Below are 20,984 nucleotides of genomic sequence, written 5' to 3' on the forward strand. Positions count from 1 at the left end.
CGCATGGATTTGATACTCGATCTGCTCGCCACCGTGTCCCGCTGGAGCCGCAGCAACCTCTCGGAAATCGCCCTGGCCCTGGTGGGCTGCCTGCTGGTGCTGTTCGGCGCCGACTTCAAGGGCTGGGTCGAACAACGCCTTGGCAGCATCGCCGGCGCCTTGCGCGTACCGCTGATGGCCCTGCTGTGCGTAATCGGCAGCGGCGCCGCGCTGATCTACGCCACGCCGTGGGTGGTCAAGGGCCTGAGCCAGTTCAACAACTACAGCCTGGCGCCGGTGCTGCTGGTGGTGCTGGTGCTTATCGGCGTCGTCGCTGACCGCCGCTGATTTTCAGCCATCACCAAAAACAACTGTGGGAGCGGGCTTGCTCGCGAAGGCGTCGTATCAGTCAACATCAACGTTGAATGATTCACCGCTTTCGCGAGCAAGCCCGCTCCCACAGTTGATCGCAATGACAGGGAAGTTCATGAGCAAAAAAAATTTGGACGAGACAAGCAAATTTCTCAGCTTCGTATTGCGCCACGAACCTCAGGCGATCGGTCTGACGCTGGACTCTGAAGGCTGGGCAAATATCGAAGAACTGATCAACGGTGCTGCGCGTGACGGTCGCAAACTGGATCGCGAACTGATTGAAGCGGTCGTGACAAGTAGCGACAAGAAGCGCTTCTCGATTTCCGAGGACGGCCAACTGATTCGTGCGGTTCAGGGCCACTCAACGAAAAGCGTGGATTTGCAGTTCGAGCAGAAACAGCCACCGCAAACGCTGTATCACGGCACAGCGACGCGCTTTCTTGAGTCAATCAAAGAACAAGGCCTGATCCCGGGATCACGCCATCACGTGCACCTTTCCCAAGACATCGACACCGCTTCGGCCGTCGGGCAGCGCTATGGCACCGTGGTGATTCTGAAAGTCGCCGCACGGCAGATGGAAGAACAGGGTTTGAAGTTCTATCAGGCCGAAAACGGCGTTTGGCTGACAGAACAGGTGCCGGCGCGCTTTCTCTCCACCGTGTAATTGCTGAGCACACAAAACAACTGTGGGAGCGGGCTTGCTCGCGAAGGCGTCGTATCAGTCAACATCAACGTTGAATGAATCACCGCTTTCGCGAGCAAGCCCGCTCCCACATTGGGTTTTGCGTGATGCTCAGGAGATTTTCTCGAACTTCAGATCCCACACGCCATGCCCAAGACGTTCGCCGCGGCGTTCGAACTTGGTGATCGGCCGTTCGGCCGGGCGTGGTACGCATTTGCCGTCTTCGGCGAGGTTGCGGTAGCCCGGGGCGACGTTCATCACTTCCAGCATGTACTCGGCGTACGGCTCCCAGTCGGTGGCCATGTGCAGGATGCCGCCAACCTTCAGCTTGCTGCGCACCAGTTCGGCGAAGGACGCCTGAACGATACGACGCTTGTGGTGACGGCTCTTGTGCCATGGATCCGGGAAGAACAGCATCAGGCGATCGAGGCTGTTGTCTGCGATGCAGCGGTTGAGCACTTCAATCGCGTCGCAATCGTAGACCCGCAGGTTGGTCAGGCCCTGAGTCAGCACGCCATTGAGCAGCGCGCCGACACCCGGACGGTGCACTTCCACACCGATGAAGTCCTGATCCGGTGCCGCCGCGGCCATTTCCAGCAGCGAGTGGCCCATGCCGAAACCGATCTCCAGCGAGCGCGGTGCCGAACGGCCGAACACCTGATCGTAATCCACCGGCGCGTCGGCCAGCGGCAGCACGTACAGCGGCGCGCCCTGATCCAGACCACGTTGCTGGCCTTCGGTCATGCGCCCGGCGCGCATCACGAAGCTCTTGATGCGGCGGTGTTGGCGCTCGTCGCCCTCTTCCGTCTGGATAGGCGTGTCGTTCGATTCAGTCATCAATGGCTCTTACTTGATCAGACCATCCAGCGGCGAAGAGGCGCTGGCATAGAGTTTTTTCGGCATGCGGCCGGCGAGGTAGGCCAAGCGGCCTGCGACGATCGCGTGTTGCATGGCTTGGGCCATCATCAGCGGTTGCTGAGCATGAGCGATGGCCGAGTTCATCAGCACCGCGTCACAGCCCAGTTCCATGGCGATGGTGGCGTCGGAAGCAGTACCGACACCGGCATCCACCAGCACCGGAATTTTCGCTTCTTCGAGGATGATCTGCAGGTTGTACGGGTTGCAGATCCCCAATCCGGAACCGATCAGACCGGCCAGCGGCATGACCGCGATGCAGCCGATTTCCGCCAGTTGGCGAGCGATGATCGGGTCATCACTGGTGTAAACCATCACGTCAAAGCCTTCCTTGACCAGCGTTTCGGCGGCCTTGAGGGTTTCGATCACGTTGGGGAACAGGGTTTTCTGGTCGGCCAGCACTTCCAGCTTCACCAGGTTGTGACCATCGAGCAACTCACGGGCCAGGCGGCAAGTGCGCACGGCCTCGATAGCGTCGTAGCAACCGGCGGTGTTCGGCAGGAAGGTGTAGCGATCCGGCGACAGCACTTCGAGCAGGTTCGGCTCGCCTTCGATCTGGCCGAGGTTGGTACGGCGCACGGCGAAGGTGACGATCTCGGCACCCGAGGCTTCGATGGCCTGACGGGTTTCTTCCATGTCACGGTACTTGCCGGTACCGACCAGCAAACGCGACTGGTAAGTACGACCGGCCAGAACAAAAGGCTTGTCGCTGCGAACGATGCTCATGGGGAATCCTCTTTAGGGGTGAGGGTCTTGCAGAATTCTGTGCCCTTGCGGGCCGGCGATCAGCCGCCGCCGATGGCGTGCACCACTTCGACGTTGTCGCCGTCGTTCAGGATGGTGTCGGCATGCTGGCTGCGCGGGACGATATCCAGATTGAGTTCGACTGCCACCCGGCGACCGGTCAGGTCCATACGGGCAATCAGGGCCGCAACGGTTTCACCGTCGGGCAGTTCAAGGGATTCGCCGTTCAACTGAATGCGCATGCGCCTGGCCGCCATCATTTTTAGGGGGTGGCATTCTAGCCCGATCATGACCTAAAGGTCAGCACCAAGCGTCAAGCGGTTTACTGCAGGCGCCAGGCGGCAAGTCCAAGACACAGCCAGCCAACCAGAAACGCCAGACCGCCGAACGGGGTGATGATGCCGAGCTTGCTGATGCCGGTGGTGGTCAGCACATACAGACTGCCCGAGAACAACAGGATGCCGACGGCGAACGAGATACCAGCCCAGGCCACCAATCGTCCCTGAATCTGCGTGGCCAGCAGCGCAACGCCGAACAGCGCCAGCGTGTGCACCAGTTGATAGGTCACGCCGGTGTGGAAAATCGCCAGATACTCGGGGGTCAGGCGGCTCTTCAGGCCATGAGCGGCGAAGGCGCCAAGGCCCACACCGGTAAAACCAAAGAAAGCGGCCAGCATCAGAAAGCCACGCAGCATGTGGAACTCCAGTCAGACTCGTTCGGCAGGGTCTGTATAATGGCCCGCTCTATCGGTTCGGCCAAGCCATCTCTATGCTGCGTTCACTTTTGCGTCGTCTCACGAAGGCCCTGCTCTGGTTCGCGGGCGGCAGTGTATTGCTGGTGTTGCTGTTTCGCTTCGTGCCACCGCCGGGCACGGCGCTGATGGTCGAGCGCAAGATCGAATCCTGGGTCGACGGCGAGCCGATTGACCTGCAGCGCACCTGGAAACCGTGGGACGAGATTTCCGACGACCTCAAGGTCGCGGTCATGGCCGGCGAAGATCAGAAGTTTCCCGAGCACTGGGGTTTTGACTTCGGCGCGATTCAGGCTGCGCTGGCCCACAACGAACTCGGCGGTTCGATTCGCGGTGCCAGCACCTTGAGCCAACAAGTGTCGAAGAACCTGTTTCTGTGGTCCGGTCGCAGCTATCTGCGCAAAGGCCTGGAAGCATGGTTTACCGCACTGATCGAGGTGTTGTGGCCCAAGCAGCGGATTCTTGAGGTTTACCTGAACAGCGTCGAGTGGGATGACGGGGTGTTTGGTGCCGAAGCCGCAGCACGTCATCACTTTGGTGTGAGCGCCAAGTCACTGTCGCGGCAGCAGGCGAGTTATCTGGCGGCGGTGCTGCCTAACCCGCGAGTGTGGAGCGCCAGCCATCCGACAGCGTATGTGTCGCGCCGGGCCGGGTGGATTCGGCAGCAGATGAGCCAGCTGGGTGGGACCAGTTACCTGCTGGGGCTTGATGATTCGCGCCGGGCGCCTTGGGCCGAATAACCACATTCAATCATTCAGACACCATCAATCACTGTGGGAGCGGGCTTGCTCGCGAAGGCGGTGGGTCAGCCAGCATTGTCGGTGACTGACACGACGCCTTCGCGAGCAAGCCCGCTCCCACAGGGATTTGTGTTGAAACAGAAATGAAAACGCCCCGATCATCGCTGATCGGGGCGTTTTTGTTTGCCTGAGCGCCGGTTATGCGGCGATCGACAATTTGAGCTTGTTCATCGCGCTCTTCTCGAGCTGACGGATCCGCTCGGCCGATACGTTGTACTTCTGCGCCAGGTCGTGCAGCGTGGCTTTCTCTTCTGCCAGCCAGCGCTGGTAGAGGATGTCGCGGCTACGTTCGTCCAGCACTTCCAGCGCTTCGTGCAGGTTGTGGTTGGAGTTGTCGCTCCAGTCGGCATCTTCCAGTTGACGCGCCGGGTCGTACCGGTGGTCTTCCAGGTAGTTGGCCGGCGACTGAAAAGCGCTGTCGTCGTCAGCTTCTGCAGCCGGGTCGAAGGCCATGTCATGGCCAGTCAGGCGACTTTCCATCTCGCGCACTTCACGTGGTTCGACGCCAAGGCTTTCCGCCACACGGTGGACTTCCTCGTTGTTCAGCCACGCCAGACGTTTCTTCTGGCTGCGCAGGTTGAAGAACAGCTTGCGCTGCGCCTTGGTGGTCGCGACCTTCACAATGCGCCAGTTGCGCAGGATGAACTCGTGAATTTCCGCCTTGATCCAGTGCACGGCGAACGACACCAGACGCACACCCATTTCCGGGTTGAAGCGTTTTACCGCCTTCATCAAGCCGACGTTACCTTCCTGGATCAGGTCAGCCTGAGCCAGACCGTAGCCGGAATAGCTACGGGCAATGTGTACGACAAATCGCAGGTGGGCGAGCACCATCTGCCGAGCCGCCCCCAAATCCTGCTCATAGTAGAGACTCTCGGCCAGTTCACGCTCCTGCTCCGGCGTCAGCAATGGAATGCTGTTGACGGTGTGCACATAGGCTTCCAGGTTCGCACCCGGAACCAACGCGTACGCAGGTTGCAAAGAATTGGTCATGCGAAAAAACCTCCCACTTACATACTCGTGCCTCTCGGCACTGCGAAAAATTGACCGGGAATTCAAGTACAAGTTCCCAAAAAAACCGCAAGGTCAATCACGCGCAAAAAAGATTCTACTTCGGCGCCAGCTCCCTGAGATGACGTGCGACTGCAATCCATGCACCGATATAACCCAACAGCACCGCGCCAAGCAAGAGCGACAGACCGTCGGCAACTGGCACTCCGGCCAGCGCGAAATCACTGCCGTACAAGCCGGCCAGTCCAACCACCGCGTCGTTCAGCCAGTTGAGGCCGAACGCCAGCACTCCCCAGGACAGAACCCCCGCACCGAAGCCATACAACGCGCCCATATAAAGGAAGGGGCGACGCACATAACTGTCAGTGCCGCCGACGAGTTTAATCACTTCTATCTCTGTGCGGCGGTTTTCAATATGAAGACGAATGGTATTGCCTATCACCAAAAGTAATGCAGAAACCAAAAGCACCGTCAGACCGAAGACAAAACGGTCACCGAGCTTGAGGATGGCGGCCAGACGCTCGACCCAGACTAGATCAAGTTGCGCCTGTTGTACCTTCGGCAGCTCGGAAAGTTTTTGTCTTAATGCTTCCAGAGTCGGCTTGTCGACCTCGTTCGGGGTCACCAGCACCACGCCCGGCAGCGGGTTCTCCGGCAGCTCGCGCAGGGCTTCGCCCAGACCGGACTGCTGCTGGAACTCTTCCAGCGCCTGATCACGGCCGACATATTCGGCATCAGCGACGCCGGGCATGCCTTTGATCTGCTCGCGCAGCGATTCACCCTGCGCGGGCGTGGCGTCCAGTTGCAGGTACAGCGAAATCTGCGCCGCACGCTGCCACGAACCACCGAGACGCTCGACGTTGTTGATCAGCAGCGACAGGCCCATCGGCAAGCTCAACGCCACGGCCATCACCATGCAGGTAAAGAAGCTGCCGATCGGCTGCTTGCCGAGGCGCCGCAGGCTGTCGAGCAGGCTGGCGCGGTGACTTTCGATCCACGAGCGCAACAGCGTGGAAAAGTCCGGACCGTCGTCATCGTCGTGTTTTTTCTTCTTTGGCGGTTGCGGGTCGGCGGCCTTCGGGGCCACGCGCTCGGAAACCTTCGGACTGCGTGTCGCACTCATACGCCGGCCTCCCCGTCGCCGATCAGTCGGCCGCGTTGCAGGGTCAGCATACGGTGCCGCATGCGCGCAATCAGCGCCAGGTCGTGACTGGCGATCAGCACGCTGGTGCCCAGCCGGTTGATGTCTTCGAACACGCCCATGATCTCGGCCGCCAGGCGCGGGTCGAGGTTACCGGTCGGTTCGTCCGCCAGCAGCAGGGCCGGACGGTGGACGATGGCGCGGGCGATGCCGACGCGCTGTTGCTGACCGGTGGACAGATCGCCCGGGTACAAATCGGTTTTATCCGACAACGCCACGCGCTCCAGCGCCGAATCGACGCGCTTGGCGATTTCGGCCTTGGACAAGCCGAGAATTTGCAGCGGCAGCGCGACGTTGTTGAACACCGTGCGATCGAACAGCAACTGGTGATTCTGGAACACCACGCCGATCTGCCGACGCAGGAACGGGATCTGTGCGTTGCTGATGGTGCTCAGATCCTGCCCGGCCAGCAGCAGTTTGCCGCTGGTCGGACGCTCCATCGCCAGCAACAGGCGCAACAGCGTGGATTTACCGGCACCGGAGTGGCCGGTGACAAACAGAAACTCGCCACGACGCACTCGAAAGCTCAGCTCATGCAAGCCGACGTGACCGTTCGGGTAGCGTTTACCGACCTGTTCGAAACGAATCATGAACGCTCCCGCTCGGCAAACAGTGCCTGGACAAAGGGTTCGGCTTCAAAGGTACGCAGATCGTCGATGCCTTCACCGACGCCGATGTAGCGGATCGGCAGGCCAAACTGCTTGGCCAGGGCAAAAATCACCCCGCCCTTGGCGGTACCGTCCAGCTTGGTCAGCGCCAGGCCAGTCAGTTCGACGGTCTGGTTGAATTGCTTGGCCTGGTTGATCGCGTTCTGACCGGTGCCGGCATCAAGTACCAGCAGCACTTCGTGCGGTGCGTCGGCGTCGAGCTTGCCGATCACCCGGCGAACTTTCTTCAGCTCTTCCATCAGGTTGTCTTTGGTGTGCAGACGACCGGCGGTGTCGGCGATCAACACGTCGATGCCACGGGCCTTGGCGGCCTGCACGGCGTCGAAGATCACCGAAGCAGAGTCGGCACCGGTGTGCTGGGCAATCACCGGGATCTTGTTGCGCTCGCCCCAGACCTGCAGCTGCTCAACGGCAGCGGCGCGGAAGGTGTCACCGGCGGCGAGCATGACTTTCTTGCCTTCCAGTTGCAGCTTCTTCGCCAGCTTGCCAATGGTGGTGGTCTTGCCGGCGCCATTGACGCCGACCACCAGAATCACGAACGGCTTGTTCTGCGAGGCAATTTTCAGCGGCTGCTCGACCGGCTTGAGCATCGCCGCCAGCTCGGCCTGCAACGACTTGTACAGCGCGTCGGCGTCAGCCAACTCTTTGCGTGCAACCTTCTGAGTCAGGCGCTGGATGATCTGCGTGGTGGCTTCGACACCGACGTCGGCGGTCAGCAGACGGGTTTCCAGCTCATCGAGCAAATCGTCATCAATGGTTTTACGGCCGAGAAACAGGCTGGCCATGCCCTCGCCGATGCTGGCGCTGGTTTTCGACAGGCCTTGCTTGAGGCGGGCGAAGAAGCCGACTTTGGTTTCTTCGCTGCGCGGGGCTTCCACTGGCGTTTCAGCAACCACTTCTACCGGCACCACCGGAGCAGCGACGACAGGTGCAGGTGCAGGTGCAGGTGCAGGTGCAGGTGCAGGTGCAGGTGCAGGTGCAGGTGCAGGTGCAGGTGCAGGTGCAGGTGCAGGTGCAGGCTCGGGCTGCTGAGCGACCGGCGCAACAGGGGCGACGACCACCGGGGTCACTGGCTCGGGAACAGCCGGCGCAGGCTCGACAACCGGCTCAACCACTGGCGCCGGAGCGACTTCAGGGACGAACGCGGCAGGTGCAGGAATCGGCGGCGTCACATGCGGCGCGGCCTCTTCGACCAAGGCCACCGGTTCTTCCGCCACCGGCAAGGTCAGCCACGGCTCGGCCGCCGGAGTCAGTGGCAGCTCGGCCGCCACCGGGGTTTCAGATTCTGGCTCGGGTTCGACCGGTTGCAGCACCGGCTCGGCAATCGGCAGCACGATCGGCGCCGGCTCTTCTTCTATAGCAGGCGCTGGCGTCGGAGCCGGTTCAGGAATCGCGGGCGGCTGTTCGACGACGGGTTCCTGCGGTTTCTTACGCAGCCATCCGAACAGGCTTTTCTTCTCGCCAGCCGCAGCTGGGGTCTTCTTGTCGTCGTTGGAACCAAACATGGAGGACGGCTATCTCACGGTAGCGACGCGCCATAAGGGCGCCCCGGCAAATAAATATTCGATGCAGAACAGACTGTGTTTCATCCAGCTTGTTCACGCGCAACATTTTGTCGAGGCGCCAGCGGCACCCCAAAGATTCGTATTAACGAAGGACTAAACCGGCAAAATCGGCGAAAAAGCGAAGTCTAGTCGATAAACCGCAGCTTTCTGCCGCCAACCTATACAACCGCATCAGGCCTGAAAACCTGATAGGCGTGGTCGCCGGTAAAACGGATCAGTATCCTAGCACCCTCTCGCCCGCCGACGCTAAGACCAAGCGGGCAGCCCAACAGGTTAAAAAACGAATGAATGCTCTAGCCCGCCGCGCTGCAGGCCTGCTGCTCAGCACAGTCTGCCTGCCCCTTTCGGCCCTGGCGGCCGACCCGCAACCGACCCACGAATTCACCCTCGACAACGGTCTGAAGGTCGTCGTGCGCGAAGACCATCGCGCGCCGGTGGTGGTGTCGCAGGTCTGGTACAAGGTCGGTTCCAGCTACGAAACCCCGGGCCAGACCGGCCTGTCCCACGCGCTTGAGCACATGATGTTCAAGGGCAGCGAGAAAGTCGGCCCCGGCGAAGCCTCGTTGATCCTGCGCGATCTGGGCGCCGAAGAAAACGCGTTCACCAGCGACGATTTTACCGCGTATTACCAGGTGCTGGCCCGCGACCGTTTGGGCGTGGCCTTCGAACTGGAAGCCGACCGCATGGCCAATCTGCGCCTGCCGGCTGACGAGTTCGCCAAGGAAATCGAAGTCATCAAGGAAGAGCGTCGCCTGCGCACTGACGATAAGCCGATGTCCAAGGCTTACGAGCGTTACAAGGCTATGGCTTACCCGGCCAGCGGCTACCACACACCGACCATCGGCTGGATGGCGGACCTGGACCGGATGAAGGTCGAAGAGCTGCGCCACTGGTATCAGTCCTGGTATGTGCCAAACAACGCCACGCTGGTAGTGGTCGGCGACGTCACCCCCGATGAAGTGAAGACCCTCGCCCAACGCTACTTCGGGCCGATTGCCAAGCGCGACGTGCCACCGGCGAAGAAACCACTGGAACTGGCCGAACCCGGTGAGCGCCAGATCACCCTGCATGTGCAGACCCAACTTCCCAGCCTGATGCTCGGCTTTAACGTGCCAAGCATTGCCACTGCTGAAGACAAGCGCTCGGTCAACGCCCTGCGCCTGATCTCGGCGCTGCTCGACGGCGGTTACAGCGGGCGCATCCCGACGCAACTGGAGCGCGGTGAAGAGTTGGTCTCGGGCGGTTCGTCGAGCTACGACGCCTACACCCGTGGCGACAGCCTGTTCACCCTGTCGGCGACGCCGAACACGCAGAAGAAAAAGACCATGGCGCAAGCTGAAGCCGGTCTGTGGAAACTGCTGGAACAGCTGAAAACCACCGCACCGTCCGCCGAAGAACTGGAGCGCGTGCGGGCGCAAGTGATCGCCGGCCTGGTGTTCGAACGTGATTCGATCACCAGTCAGGCCACCGCCATCGGCCAACTGGAAACGGTCGGGCTGTCGTGGAAGTTGATGGACACCGAACTCGCCGATCTGGAAAGCGTGACCCCGCAAGACATCCAGAACGCCGCCAAGCTGTATTTCACCCGCGAACGTCTCAGCGTCGCCCATGTCCTGCCACTGGAGACGACTCATGAGTGAGCGCAAATCCCCACGCCTGTTGCTTGGTCTGATCGCCATTGCAGTGATCGGCTCCGCCGCGTTCTATCTGATGCCCGGTGTCAAAACCGACGCCAGCGAAGCACTGGACAACGCCAAGACCAGCCAGAAGCTGCAATCGCTGGCCGAACTCGACGGCAAGGCCCCGGCCAGCCGCAAGCTCGACGTGCAGGCCTGGAACACCGCCGAAGGCGCCAAGGTGCTGTTCGTCGAAGCCCATGAGCTGCCGATGTTCGACATGCGCCTGATCTTCGCCGCCGGCAGCAGTCAGGACGGCAATGCACCGGGCCTGGCAGTCCTGACCAACGCCATGCTCAACGAAGGCGTGGCCGGCAAAGACGTCGGCGCCATCGCCCAAGGCTTCGAAGGCCTCGGTGCGGATTTCGGCAACGGCGCCTACAAGGACATGGCGCTGGCTTCGCTGCGCAGTCTGAGCGCCGCCGACCAGCGCGAGCCGGCGCTGAAGCTGTTCTCCGAAGTGGTGGGCAAACCGACCTTTCCGGCCGATTCCTTTGCGCGCATCAAGAACCAGATGCTCGCCGGATTCGAGTACCAGAAACAGAATCCCGGCAAACTCGCCAGCCTTGAGCTGATGAAGCTTTTGTACGGCGATCACCCATACGCGCACTCCAGTGACGGCAACCCGCAGAGCGTGCCGAAGATCACTCTGGCGCAACTGCGTGAATTCCACGCCAAGGCCTACGCGGCCGGCAACGTGGTGATCGCACTGGTCGGTGACCTGTCGCGCGCCGAGGCCGAGGCGATTGCCAATCAGGTCTCCGGCGCCCTGCCCAAAGGCCCGGCGCTGGCGAAAATCGCCCAGCCGCAGGAACCGAAAGCCAGCGTCAATCACATCGAGTTCCCGTCCAAGCAGACCAACCTGCTGCTCGCACAGCTGGGCATCGACCGTGACGATCCGGATTACGCGGCGCTGTCGATGGGCAATCAGATCCTCGGTGGCGGCGGTTTCGGCACCCGCCTGATGAGCGAAGTGCGCGAGAAGCGTGGCCTGACCTACGGCGTGTACTCGGGTTTCAGCCCGATGCAGGCTCGCGGCCCGTTCATGATCAACCTGCAAACCCGCGCGGAAATGAGCGAAGGCACGCTGAAACTGGTGCAGGACGTGCTCGCCGATTATCTGAAGACCGGCCCGACCCAGAAAGAACTCGACGACGCCAAGCGCGAGCTGGCCGGCAGCTTCCCGCTGTCCACCGCAAGCAACGCCGATATCGTCGGCCAACTGGGCGCCATGGGCTTCTATAATCTGCCGTTGAGCTATCTGGATGACTTCATGCGTCAGTCCCAGAGCCTGACTGTCGAGCAGGTCAAAGACGCGATGAACAAACACCTGAGCACGGACAAACTGGTCATCGTCAGCGCTGGCCCGACCGTGCCGCAAAAGCCGTTACCGGCCCCATCTGATAAACCCGCCGAGCAACCGCTCGGGGTTCCGGAGCATTAATGGCTACTCGTCCTAAAAAACCTGCGCAGAACGTCCACAACGGTGTGAACCAGCTGCGCATCATCGGCGGCGAATGGCGCAGCCGCAAACTGAGCTTCCCCGATGCACCGGGCCTGCGCCCGACACCGGACCGCGTGCGCGAAACCCTGTTCAACTGGCTCGCGCCGTATGTGGCCGGGGCCAAGGTGCTGGACCCGTTCGCCGGCAGCGGCGCGCTGTTTCTTGAAGCACTGTCGCGTGGCGCAGCCATGGGTCAGGCGCTGGATGCCAGCCACGTAGCGGTATCGAGCCTGAAGGAACACCTCGGCACCCTGCGCTGCACCAACGGCCAGGTGCAGACCGCCGACGCGCTGCGTTATCTGGAAACCCAGGTCGCCACGCCGTTCGACCTCGTGTTCCTCGATCCGCCGTTCAACCAGAACCTGCTGCCGGCCGTTTGCGCCCTGCTGGAAGAGCGCCAATGGCTGGCGCCGGATTCGTGGATCTACACTGAAAGCGAGACCGCGCCTTCGACGCTGGGCCTGCCGGGCAACTGGCGCCTGCACCGCGAGCAGAAATCCGGGCGGGTGTACTACGCGTTGTGGCAACGTATGGCCGTTAACTGAACGTATTGAACAACCCTGTGGCGAGGGAGCTTGCTCCCGCTGGACTGCGCAGCAGTCCCCAAAAAGGGCCGCTTCGCGCCCCAGCGGGAGCAAGCTCCCTCGCCACAAAAGGTGTGTGCCCTCTGGAAACTGAACGTTTCACCCCCGCCTTCGGCCTCGGCAATCCGCACCTGCAAACCTTGTGGGGGCCGCTGTGGCGCAAAACCGTCCACCTTGATCGCGAGCGTGAACGCCTGTGGCTGGACGACGGGGATTTCCTCGATCTCGACTGGCATGGCCCGCACAGCGCCGAGGCGCCGCTAGTGCTGGTATTGCACGGGCTGACCGGTTCTTCCAATTCGCCCTACGTCGCCGGAATTCAGGCCGCCCTCGCCGCGCAAGGCTGGGCCAGCGTCGCGCTGAACTGGCGCGGTTGCTCCGGCGAACCCAACCTGCTGCCGCGCAGTTACCACTCCGGCGCCAGCGAAGACCTCGCCGAAGCCATCAGACACCTGCGCGCCAAGCGCCCGCTGGCGCCGCTGTATGCGGTCGGTTATTCCCTCGGCGGCAATGTGTTGCTCAAGCATCTGGGCGAGACCGGCAGCGACAGCGGCGTGCTCGGTGCAGTGGCGGTGTCGGTGCCGTTTCGTCTTGATCAGTGTGCAGACCGCATTGGCAAGGGATTTTCCAAGGTTTATCAGGCGCACTTCATGCGCGAGATGGTCGCCTACATCAAGAACAAGCAACGCCAGTTCCAGCATGACGGACGCGAGGATGGCCTGGCGGCTCTGGCGGCGCTCGGCTCGCTGGAGAACATGCGCACCTTCTGGGACTTCGATGGCCGGGTCACCGCGCCGCTGCACGGCTTTACCGATGCCGAGGATTACTATCGCCGGGCGTCGAGTCGCTACTTTCTCGGCGAAATCCGCACCCCGACCCTGATCATTCAGGCCGCTGACGATCCGTTCGTGTTCCCCCACAGCTTGCCGACGGCCGAAGAGCTGTCCGCCAGCACCCGGTTCGAGCTGCAGGCCAAGGGTGGGCATGTCGGGTTTGTCGATGGCACGTTGCGCCAGCCCGGTTACTACCTGGAACGGCGCATCCCGCAATGGTTGGCCCGTGTGACGTCATGAGCGACCAGGGCGAGTCGATCCGGTTCTGGCAAACCGCACCGCTGGCCGGGGTCGAGTTGTTGTCGGCGCGCTACATCGAGCATCGCTTCGCCCCGCACGTCCACGACGGCTATGTGATCGGCATGATCATGGCCGGTGCCCAGCGTTATCGCTATCGCGGTGCCGAACACCTGGCCGGCAGCGGCACGCTGGTGCTGATCAACCCGGACGAATTGCACACCGGGCACAAGGGCACCGAGGACGGCTGGCTGTACCGGGCGTTTTATCCCGATACCGGACAGATCGTTTCACTGCTCGAAGAACTGGAACTGCCCACCGCGCCGATGCCGGCCTTCGGCGCGACGCTGTATCGCGACCCGGATCTGGTCAACGGTTTCTGTCAGTTGCATCGCTTGCTGGAAAGCCCCGCCACCGCGCTGCAACAGCAAACGGTATGGCGCGAGATGATGATGCTGCTGTTGCAGCGGCATGCGGCGGTGCAGATCAACGGCAAACCGGGAAAAGAACACCGCGCGGTGGTGATGGCCAAGGAGCTGCTACATGCGCAACTCGCTGCGCCGCCATCGTTGGAAGAACTGGCGGCTGCGGTCAACCTGTCGCCCTTCCACTTCGCCCGGGTATTCCGCCGCGCCACCGGCATGCCACCGCACACCTGGCTGATGCAGCAGCGCATCGCCACGGCCCGGGGTTTATTGCAGCACGGTTGCCTGCCGGTGGAAGTCGCCATGCAACTGGGCTTTGCCGATCAGAGTCATCTGAGCCGGCAGTTCAAGCAGGTGTATGGCGTGGGGCCGGCAGCGTATCGCAGTGCCCGACAATCTATCGGTGACGATTAACCCCTGTGGGAGCGGGCTTGCTCGCGAAAGCGGTGTTTCAGCACACATCATGGTTGACTGACACACCGCTTTCGCGAGCAAGCCCGCTCCCACATTGGGGGTATGGTGACTTTATTCGCCCGTGGCGATGCCTCGGGAAGGCTCGTTGATCCACTCACTCCACGACCCGGCATACAGCGAACCCAGCGGATACCCCGCCAGGCACAACGCAAACAGGTTGTGACACGCCGTCACCCCGGAGCCGCAATAGGCGACCAGCTCCGAAGGCGAACGCTCGCCGAGTTTCGCGGCAAAGCGCTGCTTGAGCTGCTCCGCCGGCAGGAATCGCCCGTCGCTGCCGAGGTTTTCGGTAAACGCTGCGCACTGCGCGCCGGGAATGTGCCCGGCAATCGGATCGATCGGCTCCACTTCACCCTTGAAGCGCGGCAAGGCCCGGGCGTCGATCAGGGTCAGGGACGGCTGACCGAGGCGCTTGTGCAATTGCTCGGCGCTCAGCAGCAGTTTCATGTCCGGCTGACCGCTGAAGTTGCCCCGGCTGACCGACGGCGCGTCCAGACTCAGCGGCAGACCCGCCGCGTGCCAGGCCTTCAGCCCGCCGTCGAGAATGAACACGCCATCGCGCTTGCCCAGCCACGCCAGCAACCACCAGGCGCGGGCCGCATAGGCACCGGGGCCGTCGTCGTACAAAACCACATCGCTGTCGGCATGGATGCCCCACGCCTGCAGACGCTCGATCAGCGCCGCAGGCTCAGGCAGCGGGTGACGCCCGGTCACGCCTTTGACCACCTTGCCACTGAGGTCACGCTCAAGGTCGGCGAAGCGGGCGCCGGCAATGTGCCCTTCGGCATAGCTGCGCTGCCCGTAGTCCGGGTCTTCGAGGGCAAAACGGCAATCGAGAATCACCAGCCCCGGCTGCTCCTTGCGGGCATCCAGTGCATTCGGGCTGAGCAGTTGCGCAATCGGCATAACGGACTCCTGTGAGCGACTTCGAAATGGGTTACCGCCCTTCCTCGAGGGCCTGGGCCAGCGGCACGTAGAACTCGTCGAACAAGGCATTCACCTCTTCACGGGCCTGATCGGTGACGAATCCGGCTTCCAGCACCAGCACCTGATACACGCCACGCTTGATGGCCTGTTCGCTGAGGTGGTTGGAGTTTTCCCGGGTGGTGCACAGAAAGCGCACCCACGAGGTGAGGATGATCCAGGCATTGATCGTCAGGGATTCGATCTGCACCCGATCCATCTTGAGAATGCCGGCGGCGACGAAGCCTTCGTAGATCGCCATGCCCTGAATCACGCAGCGCTGAGAGAAACGCCGGTAGCGCGCGGCCAGGTCCGGGTCGCTGTCGAGCAGGTGCTCAAGATCCCGATGCAGAAAGCGGTAGCCCCACATCGCCGACAGCAGCTCCTTGAGGTAATAGCGCTTGTCTTCGACGGTGGCGGCACGCCCCTGCGGCGGGCGCAGAAAGCTGTCCACAAGCGTCTCGTACTCACTGAACAGCACGGCGATGATCGCCTGCTTGTTCGGGAAGTGGTAGTACAGATTGCCCGGAGAAATCTCCATGTGGGCGGCGATGTGATTGGTGCTAATGCTGCGCTCGCCCTGCTGATTGAACAGTTCGAGGCTGTTCTGCACGATGCGCTCGCTGGTTTTTATTCGTGGGGCCATGGCTTGAGCTTTAATTCAGAGTGCGGTGAGGGGCATCTTACGACCTAACCGGAACTGGATAAAACAAAGCTGTGTCGGGAAGTCATTTGACTTTCTAGAGCATAGACTCTAGAAAGTCATCACTACAATAAATCCGGAGCCGACGATGACTGCCGACATTGCTTATCTGCAAACGCTGCAACAGCCCCTGGAAGAGCTGGATCGGCTGTTCGCGGCACAGCGCGCCGCCTATGCCGCCAACCCGATGCCACCGGCAGATCAGCGCCAGCAATGGCTCAAGGCGTTGCGCGACTTGCTCAGTAATGAGCGGCAGGCGCTGGTCAATGCCATCAGCGCAGATTTCAGTCATCGCAGCGCCGATGAAACCCTGCTCGCCGAACTGATGCCCAGCCTGCACGGCATCCATTACGCCAGCCGCCACCTCAAGGGCTGGATGAAGTCGTCGCGACGCAAAGTCGGCATGGCCTTTCAGCCAGCGTCGGCGAAAGTCGTGTACCAGCCGCTTGGCGTGGTCGGCATCATCGTCCCGTGGAACTACCCGTTGTATCTTGCCATCGGCCCACTGGTCGGCGCGCTGGCGGCGGGCAACCGGGTGATGCTCAAGCTCAGCGAATCGACCCCGGCCACCGGCCAGTTGCTCAAGACCCTGCTGGGACGGATTTTCCCCGAAGATCTGGTCTGCGTGGTGCTGGGCGAGGCCGACATCGGCGTGGCGTTCTCCCGCCTGCATTTTGATCACCTGCTGTTCACCGGCGCCACCAGCATCGGCAAACACGTGATGCGCGCTGCGGCGGAAAACCTGACCCCGGTGACACTCGAACTGGGCGGCAAGTCCCCGGCCATCGTCTCTCGCGACGTGCCGCTCAAGGACGCCGCCGAACGCATCGCCTTCGGCAAGACCCTGAACGCCGGCCAGACCTGCGTCGCCCCCGATTACGTGCTGGTGCCGCAAGACCGCGTCGGCGCGTTCGTCGAAGCCTATCGTCAGGTGGTCAACAATTTCTATCCGACCCTCGCCGACAACCCGGACTACACCGCGATCATCAACGAACGCCAACTGGCCCGGCTCAACGGTTATGTCAGCGACGCCACGAGCAAGGGCGCGCTGCTGATCCCGCTGTTCGAACAAGGCCAGGGCCGGCGCATGCCGCACAGCCTGCTGCTCAATGTCACTGACGAGATGACCGTGATGCAGGACGAAATCTTCGGCCCGTTGCTGCCGATCGTGCCATATCAGGATCTGGATCAGGCGTTTGCCTACATCAATCAGCGCCCGCGTCCTCTGGCGCTTTACTACTTCGGCTACGACAAACGCGAACAGAACCGCGTGCTGCACGAAACCCACTCCGGCGGCGTGTGCCTGAACGACACCCTGCTGCACGTGGCGCAGGACGACATGCCGTTCGGCGGCATCGGCCCATCGGGCATGGGCCATTACCACGGCCACGAAGGCTTCCTGACCTTCAGCAAGGCCAAGGGTGTGCTGATCAAACAGCGCTTCAATGCAGCGAAGCTGATTTATCCGCCCTACGGCAAATCGATTCAGAAACTGATCCAGAAGCTGTTCATCCGCTAATCGTCGTCACCGCCGGGTAATAACAACAATGCACCCAAGCCTGACCGAAACACCTGCCCTGTCACGCCGTGGCCTGCTGAAATTCAGCCTCGGCGCTACCGCATTCCTCGCCACCGCCGGCCTTGGCGCGAGCCTCAGTGGCTGTTCATCGAGCGTCGCGGCGAACGGTTTCGTCACTTTGCGCGACGGCGACCTGTTATTCCTGCGCGCCTTGATTCCGGTGATGCTCGACGGCGCCGTGGCGGTCGAAAAAATGCCCGGCGCCGTCGATGGCACCCTCAAGTCGCTGGACTACAGCCTCGATCACCTGTCGCCGGAGATGCTCAAACTCACCCGGCAACTGTTCGACGTGCTCGGCATGACCGTCACCCGCGGTCCGCTCACCGGGATCTGGGGCAGTTGGGAAAACGCCAGCCCCGAGGCCATGCGCCACTTCCTCGACCGCTGGCAGAACAGCTCATTGAGCCTGCTGCGCATGGGCCACAGCTCATTGCAGCAGATGGTGATGATGGCCTGGTACACCCGCGCCGAGTCCTGGGACCATTGCGGCTACCCCGGCCCGCCTGCCGTCTGAAATCGAGTCGCGCCGTTCGCGAGCAAGCTCGCTCCCACAAGGGAATGCATTTCAATGTGGGAGCGAGCTTGCTCGCGAAGGCGCCAGCCACCACACCACCGCTCCCAGAATAATAAAGAGAACCTGATCAATGCCCGTACCCGACCCGTTCCGCGAAGGCCTCGCCCGTGGCTGGAAAACCTACAACGGCGCCCAACTGACCGGCGACCTGACGCTGCAAGCCGATGTGGCGATCATCGGCAGCGGTGCCGGTGGCGGCACCACGGCAGAAATCCTCAGCGTCGCCGGTTACAAAGTGCTGCTGATCGAAGAAGGCCCGCTCAAGACCAGTTCCGACTTCAAGATGCTCGAAGACCAGGCCTACAGCAGCCTCTATCAGGAAGGCATCGGCCGCATGAGCAAGGACGGCGCGATTACCATCCTCCAGGGCCGTGCGGTCGGCGGCACCACGCTGATCAACTGGACCTCGAGTTTCCGCACGCCCGAGCCGACCCTCGAGCACTGGGCCAAGGAACACAACGTCAAAGGCCACAGCCCGGCCGAGATGGCGCCGTGGTTCGAAAAAATGGAGCAGCGTCTCGGCGTCGCGCCATGGATGGTGCCGCCCAACGCCAACAACGACGTGATCCGCAAGGGCTGCGAGCAACTCGGCTACAGCTGGCACGTGATCCCGCGCAACGTGCGTGGCTGCTGGAACCTTGGCTATTGCGGCATGGGCTGCCCGACCAACGCCAAGCAGTCGATGCTGGTCACCACCATTCCGGCGACCCTGGAAAAGGGCGGCGAGTTGCTGTACCTGGCCCGCGCGGAAAAGCTGTTGATCAGCGGCGACAAGATCACCGGCCTGCAATGCGTGGCGATGGACGAGCGCTGCGTCGAGCCGACCGGACGCAAAATCACAGTCAAGGCCCGGCATTACGTGCTGGCCGGCGGCGGCATCAACAGCCCGGCCCTGCTGCTGCGTTCGGATGCACCGGATCCGCATCAGCGCCTCGGCAAACGCACGTTCCTGCATCTGGTGAACATGTCCGCCGGGCGTTTCGACGAGGTGATCAACCCGTTCTACGGCGCGCCACAGTCGATCTACTCGGATCATTTCCAGTGGAAGGACGGCACCAGCGGGCCGATGGGCTACAAACTCGAAGTGCCACCGCTGCAGCCGGCGCTCGCGGCGACGTTGCTCGGCGGCTTCGGCACCCAGAACGCCGAACACATGGCGGACCTGCCGCACACCCATGCGATGTTGGCGTTGCTGCGCGACGGGTTTCACCCGGACAGCCCCGGCGGCAGTGTCGAACTGCGCGGTGATGGCTCGCCGGTGCTCGACTATCAAGTCTCGCCTTATGCCTGGGAGGGCCTGCGCCGCGCCTTTCACAGCATGGCCGAGATCCAGTTTGCCGGCGGCGCCAAAGCCGTGATGCCGATGCACGCCGATGCGCGCTACGTGAAAACCCTGGCCGAAGCCCGCACGCTGATCAACGGTCTGAGCCTTGAGCTGTATCGCACGCGCCTGGGCAGTGCCCACGTGATGGGCGGTTGTGCGATGGGCGAAGAGCCGAAAAACGCAGTTACCGACAGTCTTGGCCGGCATCATCAACTGAGCAATCTGTCGATTCACGATGGCTCGCTGTTCCCCACCAGCATTGGCGCCAACCCGCAATTGTCGGTGTATGGCCTGACCGCGCAGCTGGCGACAGCCCTCGCCGACCGGCTGAGAAATCCGTGAAAAAACCGGTTTATCGCGTCGTCTATAGTGCTTTCTTACCCAACAGGCGACTTGGCCGACCGGGACGGCTGCGATACCATCCGACTCCCCAACGGACTCCCGCCAGGACGACGCGATGAACCGAGTGTTGTACCCAGGTACCTTCGACCCTATTACCAAAGGGCATGGCGATCTGGTCGAACGCGCCTCGCGCCTGTTCGATCACGTGATCATTGCGGTCGCCGCCAGCCCCAAGAAAAACCCGCTGTTCCCGCTGGAACAACGGGTTGAGCTGGCTCGCGAGGTCACCAAACACCTGCCCAACGTCGAAGTGGTCGGCTTCTCGACGCTGCTGGCGCATTTCGCCAAGGAGCAGAACGCCAATGTGTTCCTGCGTGGCCTGCGTGCGGTGTCGGACTTCGAATACGAATTCCAGCTGGCCAACATGAACCGCCAACTGGCCCCGGACGTCGAGAGCCTGTTTCTCACCCCGTCCGAGCGTTATTCGTTCATTTCCTCGACGCTGGTGCGGGAAATCGCCGCGCTGGGCGGCGATATCAGCAAGTTCGTGCACCCGGCCGTGGCCGATGCCCTGACGCTACGCTTTAAAAAGTAGGAGCTGCCGCAGGCTGCGATCTTGGCTTTTGATTTCAGCCCTTGATCGCAGCCGCGTGCACTGCGCTCGCCAATGCGGCACAATTGCGCGCATTGATTTATAGCGCCCGGGCCTGCCGCCCCGGCTGGAGTTAGCATGTCCCTGATCATCACCGACGATTGCATCAACTGCGACGTCTGCGAACCCGAGTGCCCGAACGCCGCCATTTCTCAAGGCGAAGAGATCTATGTGATCGACCCGAACCTGTGCACCCAGTGCGTCGGCCATTACGACGAACCGCAGTGCCAGCAGGTCTGCCCGGTGGATTGCATTCCACTGGACGAGGCGCATCCTGAGACTGAAGAACAGTTGATGGAAAAGTACCGCAAGATTACCGGCAAGGCCTGATCCGGCAATTTTGTAGCGCTCTTTCGGGCCTCTTCGCGAGCAAGCCCGCTCCCACAGTTGGAATGCATTTCAATGGTGGGAGCGGGCTTGCTCGCG

General features: G+C 61.8%; 23 protein-coding genes and 1 pseudogene. 14 read left to right on the forward strand and 10 right to left on the reverse strand.

The window, feature by feature from the left end:
- Positions 1–3: 3 nt before the first annotated feature.
- The 3 genes and pseudogenes from KCG87_RS01120 (at position 4) to KCG87_RS01125 (ending at position 1,015) form a co-directional block, all read left to right on the forward strand.
- A complete protein-coding gene (locus KCG87_RS01120; protein WP_003229134.1) occupies positions 4–327 on the forward strand; it encodes a DUF3392 domain-containing protein in 324 nt (107 codons plus the stop codon).
- Positions 314–445, forward strand: a pseudogene (locus tag KCG87_RS27405) (metal ABC transporter ATP-binding protein); the annotation flags it as partial. The gene KCG87_RS01120 and the pseudogene KCG87_RS27405, both read left to right, overlap by 14 nt.
- Before the next feature lie 21 nt (positions 446–466).
- Positions 467–1,015, forward strand: coding sequence for an RNA 2'-phosphotransferase (locus KCG87_RS01125; protein ID WP_210556431.1), 549 nt, complete (start codon positions 467–469; stop codon positions 1,013–1,015).
- 129 nt (positions 1,016–1,144) lie between these two features.
- Here the strand turns inward: KCG87_RS01125 and trmB are convergent, their stop codons facing one another.
- The 4 genes from trmB to KCG87_RS01145 form a co-directional block, all read right to left on the reverse strand.
- Complete coding sequence (trmB, locus tag KCG87_RS01130; protein ID WP_047297147.1) at positions 1,145–1,870, reverse strand: tRNA (guanosine(46)-N7)-methyltransferase TrmB; 726 nt, start codon at positions 1,868–1,870, stop codon at positions 1,145–1,147.
- A 9-nt stretch (positions 1,871–1,879) separates the two neighbouring features.
- A complete protein-coding gene (locus KCG87_RS01135) occupies positions 1,880–2,674 on the reverse strand; it encodes a thiazole synthase (protein WP_098966077.1) in 795 nt (264 codons plus the stop codon).
- Between the two features lie 59 nt (positions 2,675–2,733).
- Positions 2,734–2,934, reverse strand: a complete 201-nt coding sequence (gene thiS, locus KCG87_RS01140; protein WP_167734067.1) for a sulfur carrier protein ThiS — start codon at positions 2,932–2,934, stop codon at positions 2,734–2,736.
- Between the two features lie 80 nt (positions 2,935–3,014).
- Entirely contained in the window at positions 3,015–3,386 is a 372-nt protein-coding gene (locus tag KCG87_RS01145) for a DUF423 domain-containing protein (protein ID WP_134784877.1), read from the reverse strand.
- A 74-nt stretch (positions 3,387–3,460) separates the two neighbouring features.
- On the opposite strand from KCG87_RS01145, the gene mtgA reads away from it, so the two are divergent.
- Positions 3,461–4,183: a monofunctional biosynthetic peptidoglycan transglycosylase gene (gene mtgA / locus KCG87_RS01150; RefSeq protein WP_134784878.1), complete on the forward strand. Its 723-nt coding sequence runs from the start codon at positions 3,461–3,463 to the stop codon at positions 4,181–4,183.
- Positions 4,184–4,381: 198 nt separating this feature from the next.
- Here mtgA and rpoH read toward each other — a convergent pair whose 3' ends face one another.
- The 4 genes from rpoH to ftsY all read right to left on the reverse strand — a co-directional run bounded on the left by rpoH (position 4,382) and on the right by ftsY (position 8,628).
- Positions 4,382–5,236 carry an RNA polymerase sigma factor RpoH gene (gene rpoH, locus KCG87_RS01155; protein ID WP_003229146.1) on the reverse strand — a complete coding sequence of 285 codons (855 nt, stop codon included), beginning with the start codon at positions 5,234–5,236 and terminating at the stop codon, positions 4,382–4,384.
- A gap of 115 nt (positions 5,237–5,351) precedes the next feature.
- Positions 5,352–6,377 (reverse strand): permease-like cell division protein FtsX, encoded by a 1,026-nt coding sequence (gene ftsX / locus KCG87_RS01160; protein ID WP_007964135.1) that lies wholly within the window; start codon positions 6,375–6,377, stop codon positions 5,352–5,354.
- Entirely contained in the window at positions 6,374–7,045 is a 672-nt protein-coding gene (gene ftsE / locus KCG87_RS01165) for a cell division ATP-binding protein FtsE (protein WP_003229148.1), read from the reverse strand. Before ftsE ends, ftsX begins: the two co-directional genes overlap by 4 nt.
- Positions 7,042–8,628, reverse strand: coding sequence for a signal recognition particle-docking protein FtsY (gene ftsY, locus KCG87_RS01170; protein ID WP_210685713.1), 1,587 nt, complete (start codon positions 8,626–8,628; stop codon positions 7,042–7,044). The genes ftsE and ftsY overlap by 4 nt, the downstream gene beginning before the upstream one ends.
- A gap of 344 nt (positions 8,629–8,972) precedes the next feature.
- On the opposite strand from ftsY, the gene KCG87_RS01175 reads away from it, so the two are divergent.
- The 5 genes from KCG87_RS01175 to KCG87_RS01195 all read left to right on the forward strand — a co-directional run bounded on the left by KCG87_RS01175 (position 8,973) and on the right by KCG87_RS01195 (position 14,361).
- A complete protein-coding gene (locus KCG87_RS01175) occupies positions 8,973–10,328 on the forward strand; it encodes a pitrilysin family protein (RefSeq protein ID WP_025112091.1) in 1,356 nt (451 codons plus the stop codon).
- Positions 10,321–11,808 carry a pitrilysin family protein gene (locus KCG87_RS01180; RefSeq protein WP_135296765.1) on the forward strand — a complete coding sequence of 496 codons (1,488 nt, stop codon included), beginning with the start codon at positions 10,321–10,323 and terminating at the stop codon, positions 11,806–11,808. Before KCG87_RS01175 ends, KCG87_RS01180 begins: the two co-directional genes overlap by 8 nt.
- Positions 11,808–12,413, forward strand: a complete 606-nt coding sequence (gene rsmD, locus KCG87_RS01185) for a 16S rRNA (guanine(966)-N(2))-methyltransferase RsmD (RefSeq protein ID WP_134784882.1) — start codon at positions 11,808–11,810, stop codon at positions 12,411–12,413. The genes KCG87_RS01180 and rsmD overlap by 1 nt, the downstream gene beginning before the upstream one ends.
- 113 nt (positions 12,414–12,526) lie before the next feature.
- Complete coding sequence (locus tag KCG87_RS01190; RefSeq protein WP_210556429.1) at positions 12,527–13,525, forward strand: hydrolase; 999 nt, start codon at positions 12,527–12,529, stop codon at positions 13,523–13,525.
- Positions 13,522–14,361 (forward strand): AraC family transcriptional regulator, encoded by an 840-nt coding sequence (locus tag KCG87_RS01195; RefSeq protein ID WP_210556589.1) that lies wholly within the window; start codon positions 13,522–13,524, stop codon positions 14,359–14,361. Before KCG87_RS01190 ends, KCG87_RS01195 begins: the two co-directional genes overlap by 4 nt.
- Before the next feature lie 111 nt (positions 14,362–14,472).
- On the opposite strand, the gene KCG87_RS01200 is transcribed toward KCG87_RS01195, so the two are convergent.
- Entirely contained in the window at positions 14,473–15,327 is an 855-nt protein-coding gene (locus KCG87_RS01200) for a sulfurtransferase (RefSeq protein ID WP_210556428.1), read from the reverse strand.
- 31 nt (positions 15,328–15,358) lie between these two features.
- Complete coding sequence (locus KCG87_RS01205) at positions 15,359–16,030, reverse strand: TetR/AcrR family transcriptional regulator (RefSeq protein WP_027610562.1); 672 nt, start codon at positions 16,028–16,030, stop codon at positions 15,359–15,361.
- Positions 16,031–16,175: 145 nt separating this feature from the next.
- Here KCG87_RS01205 and KCG87_RS01210 point away from each other — a divergent pair, with 145 nt between their 5' ends.
- The 5 genes from KCG87_RS01210 to KCG87_RS01230 all read left to right on the forward strand — a co-directional run bounded on the left by KCG87_RS01210 (position 16,176) and on the right by KCG87_RS01230 (position 20,888).
- Positions 16,176–17,606, forward strand: a complete 1,431-nt coding sequence (locus tag KCG87_RS01210; RefSeq protein ID WP_134784885.1) for a coniferyl aldehyde dehydrogenase — start codon at positions 16,176–16,178, stop codon at positions 17,604–17,606.
- 28 nt (positions 17,607–17,634) lie between these two features.
- Positions 17,635–18,180, forward strand: coding sequence for a twin-arginine translocation pathway signal protein (locus KCG87_RS01215; protein ID WP_210556427.1), 546 nt, complete (start codon positions 17,635–17,637; stop codon positions 18,178–18,180).
- 130 nt (positions 18,181–18,310) lie between these two features.
- Complete coding sequence (locus KCG87_RS01220; protein WP_210556426.1) at positions 18,311–19,906, forward strand: GMC family oxidoreductase; 1,596 nt, start codon at positions 18,311–18,313, stop codon at positions 19,904–19,906.
- 115 nt (positions 19,907–20,021) lie between these two features.
- Complete coding sequence (gene coaD / locus KCG87_RS01225; protein ID WP_003229157.1) at positions 20,022–20,501, forward strand: pantetheine-phosphate adenylyltransferase; 480 nt, start codon at positions 20,022–20,024, stop codon at positions 20,499–20,501.
- Positions 20,502–20,636: 135 nt separating this feature from the next.
- Positions 20,637–20,888 (forward strand): YfhL family 4Fe-4S dicluster ferredoxin, encoded by a 252-nt coding sequence (locus tag KCG87_RS01230; protein ID WP_003195146.1) that lies wholly within the window; start codon positions 20,637–20,639, stop codon positions 20,886–20,888.
- The last annotated feature ends 96 nt before the right edge of the window (positions 20,889–20,984 follow it).

This window comes from Pseudomonas sp. MWU347 (assembly GCF_017947305.1).
In the GTDB taxonomy this organism is placed as follows: domain Bacteria; phylum Pseudomonadota; class Gammaproteobacteria; order Pseudomonadales; family Pseudomonadaceae; genus Aquipseudomonas; species Aquipseudomonas putida_A.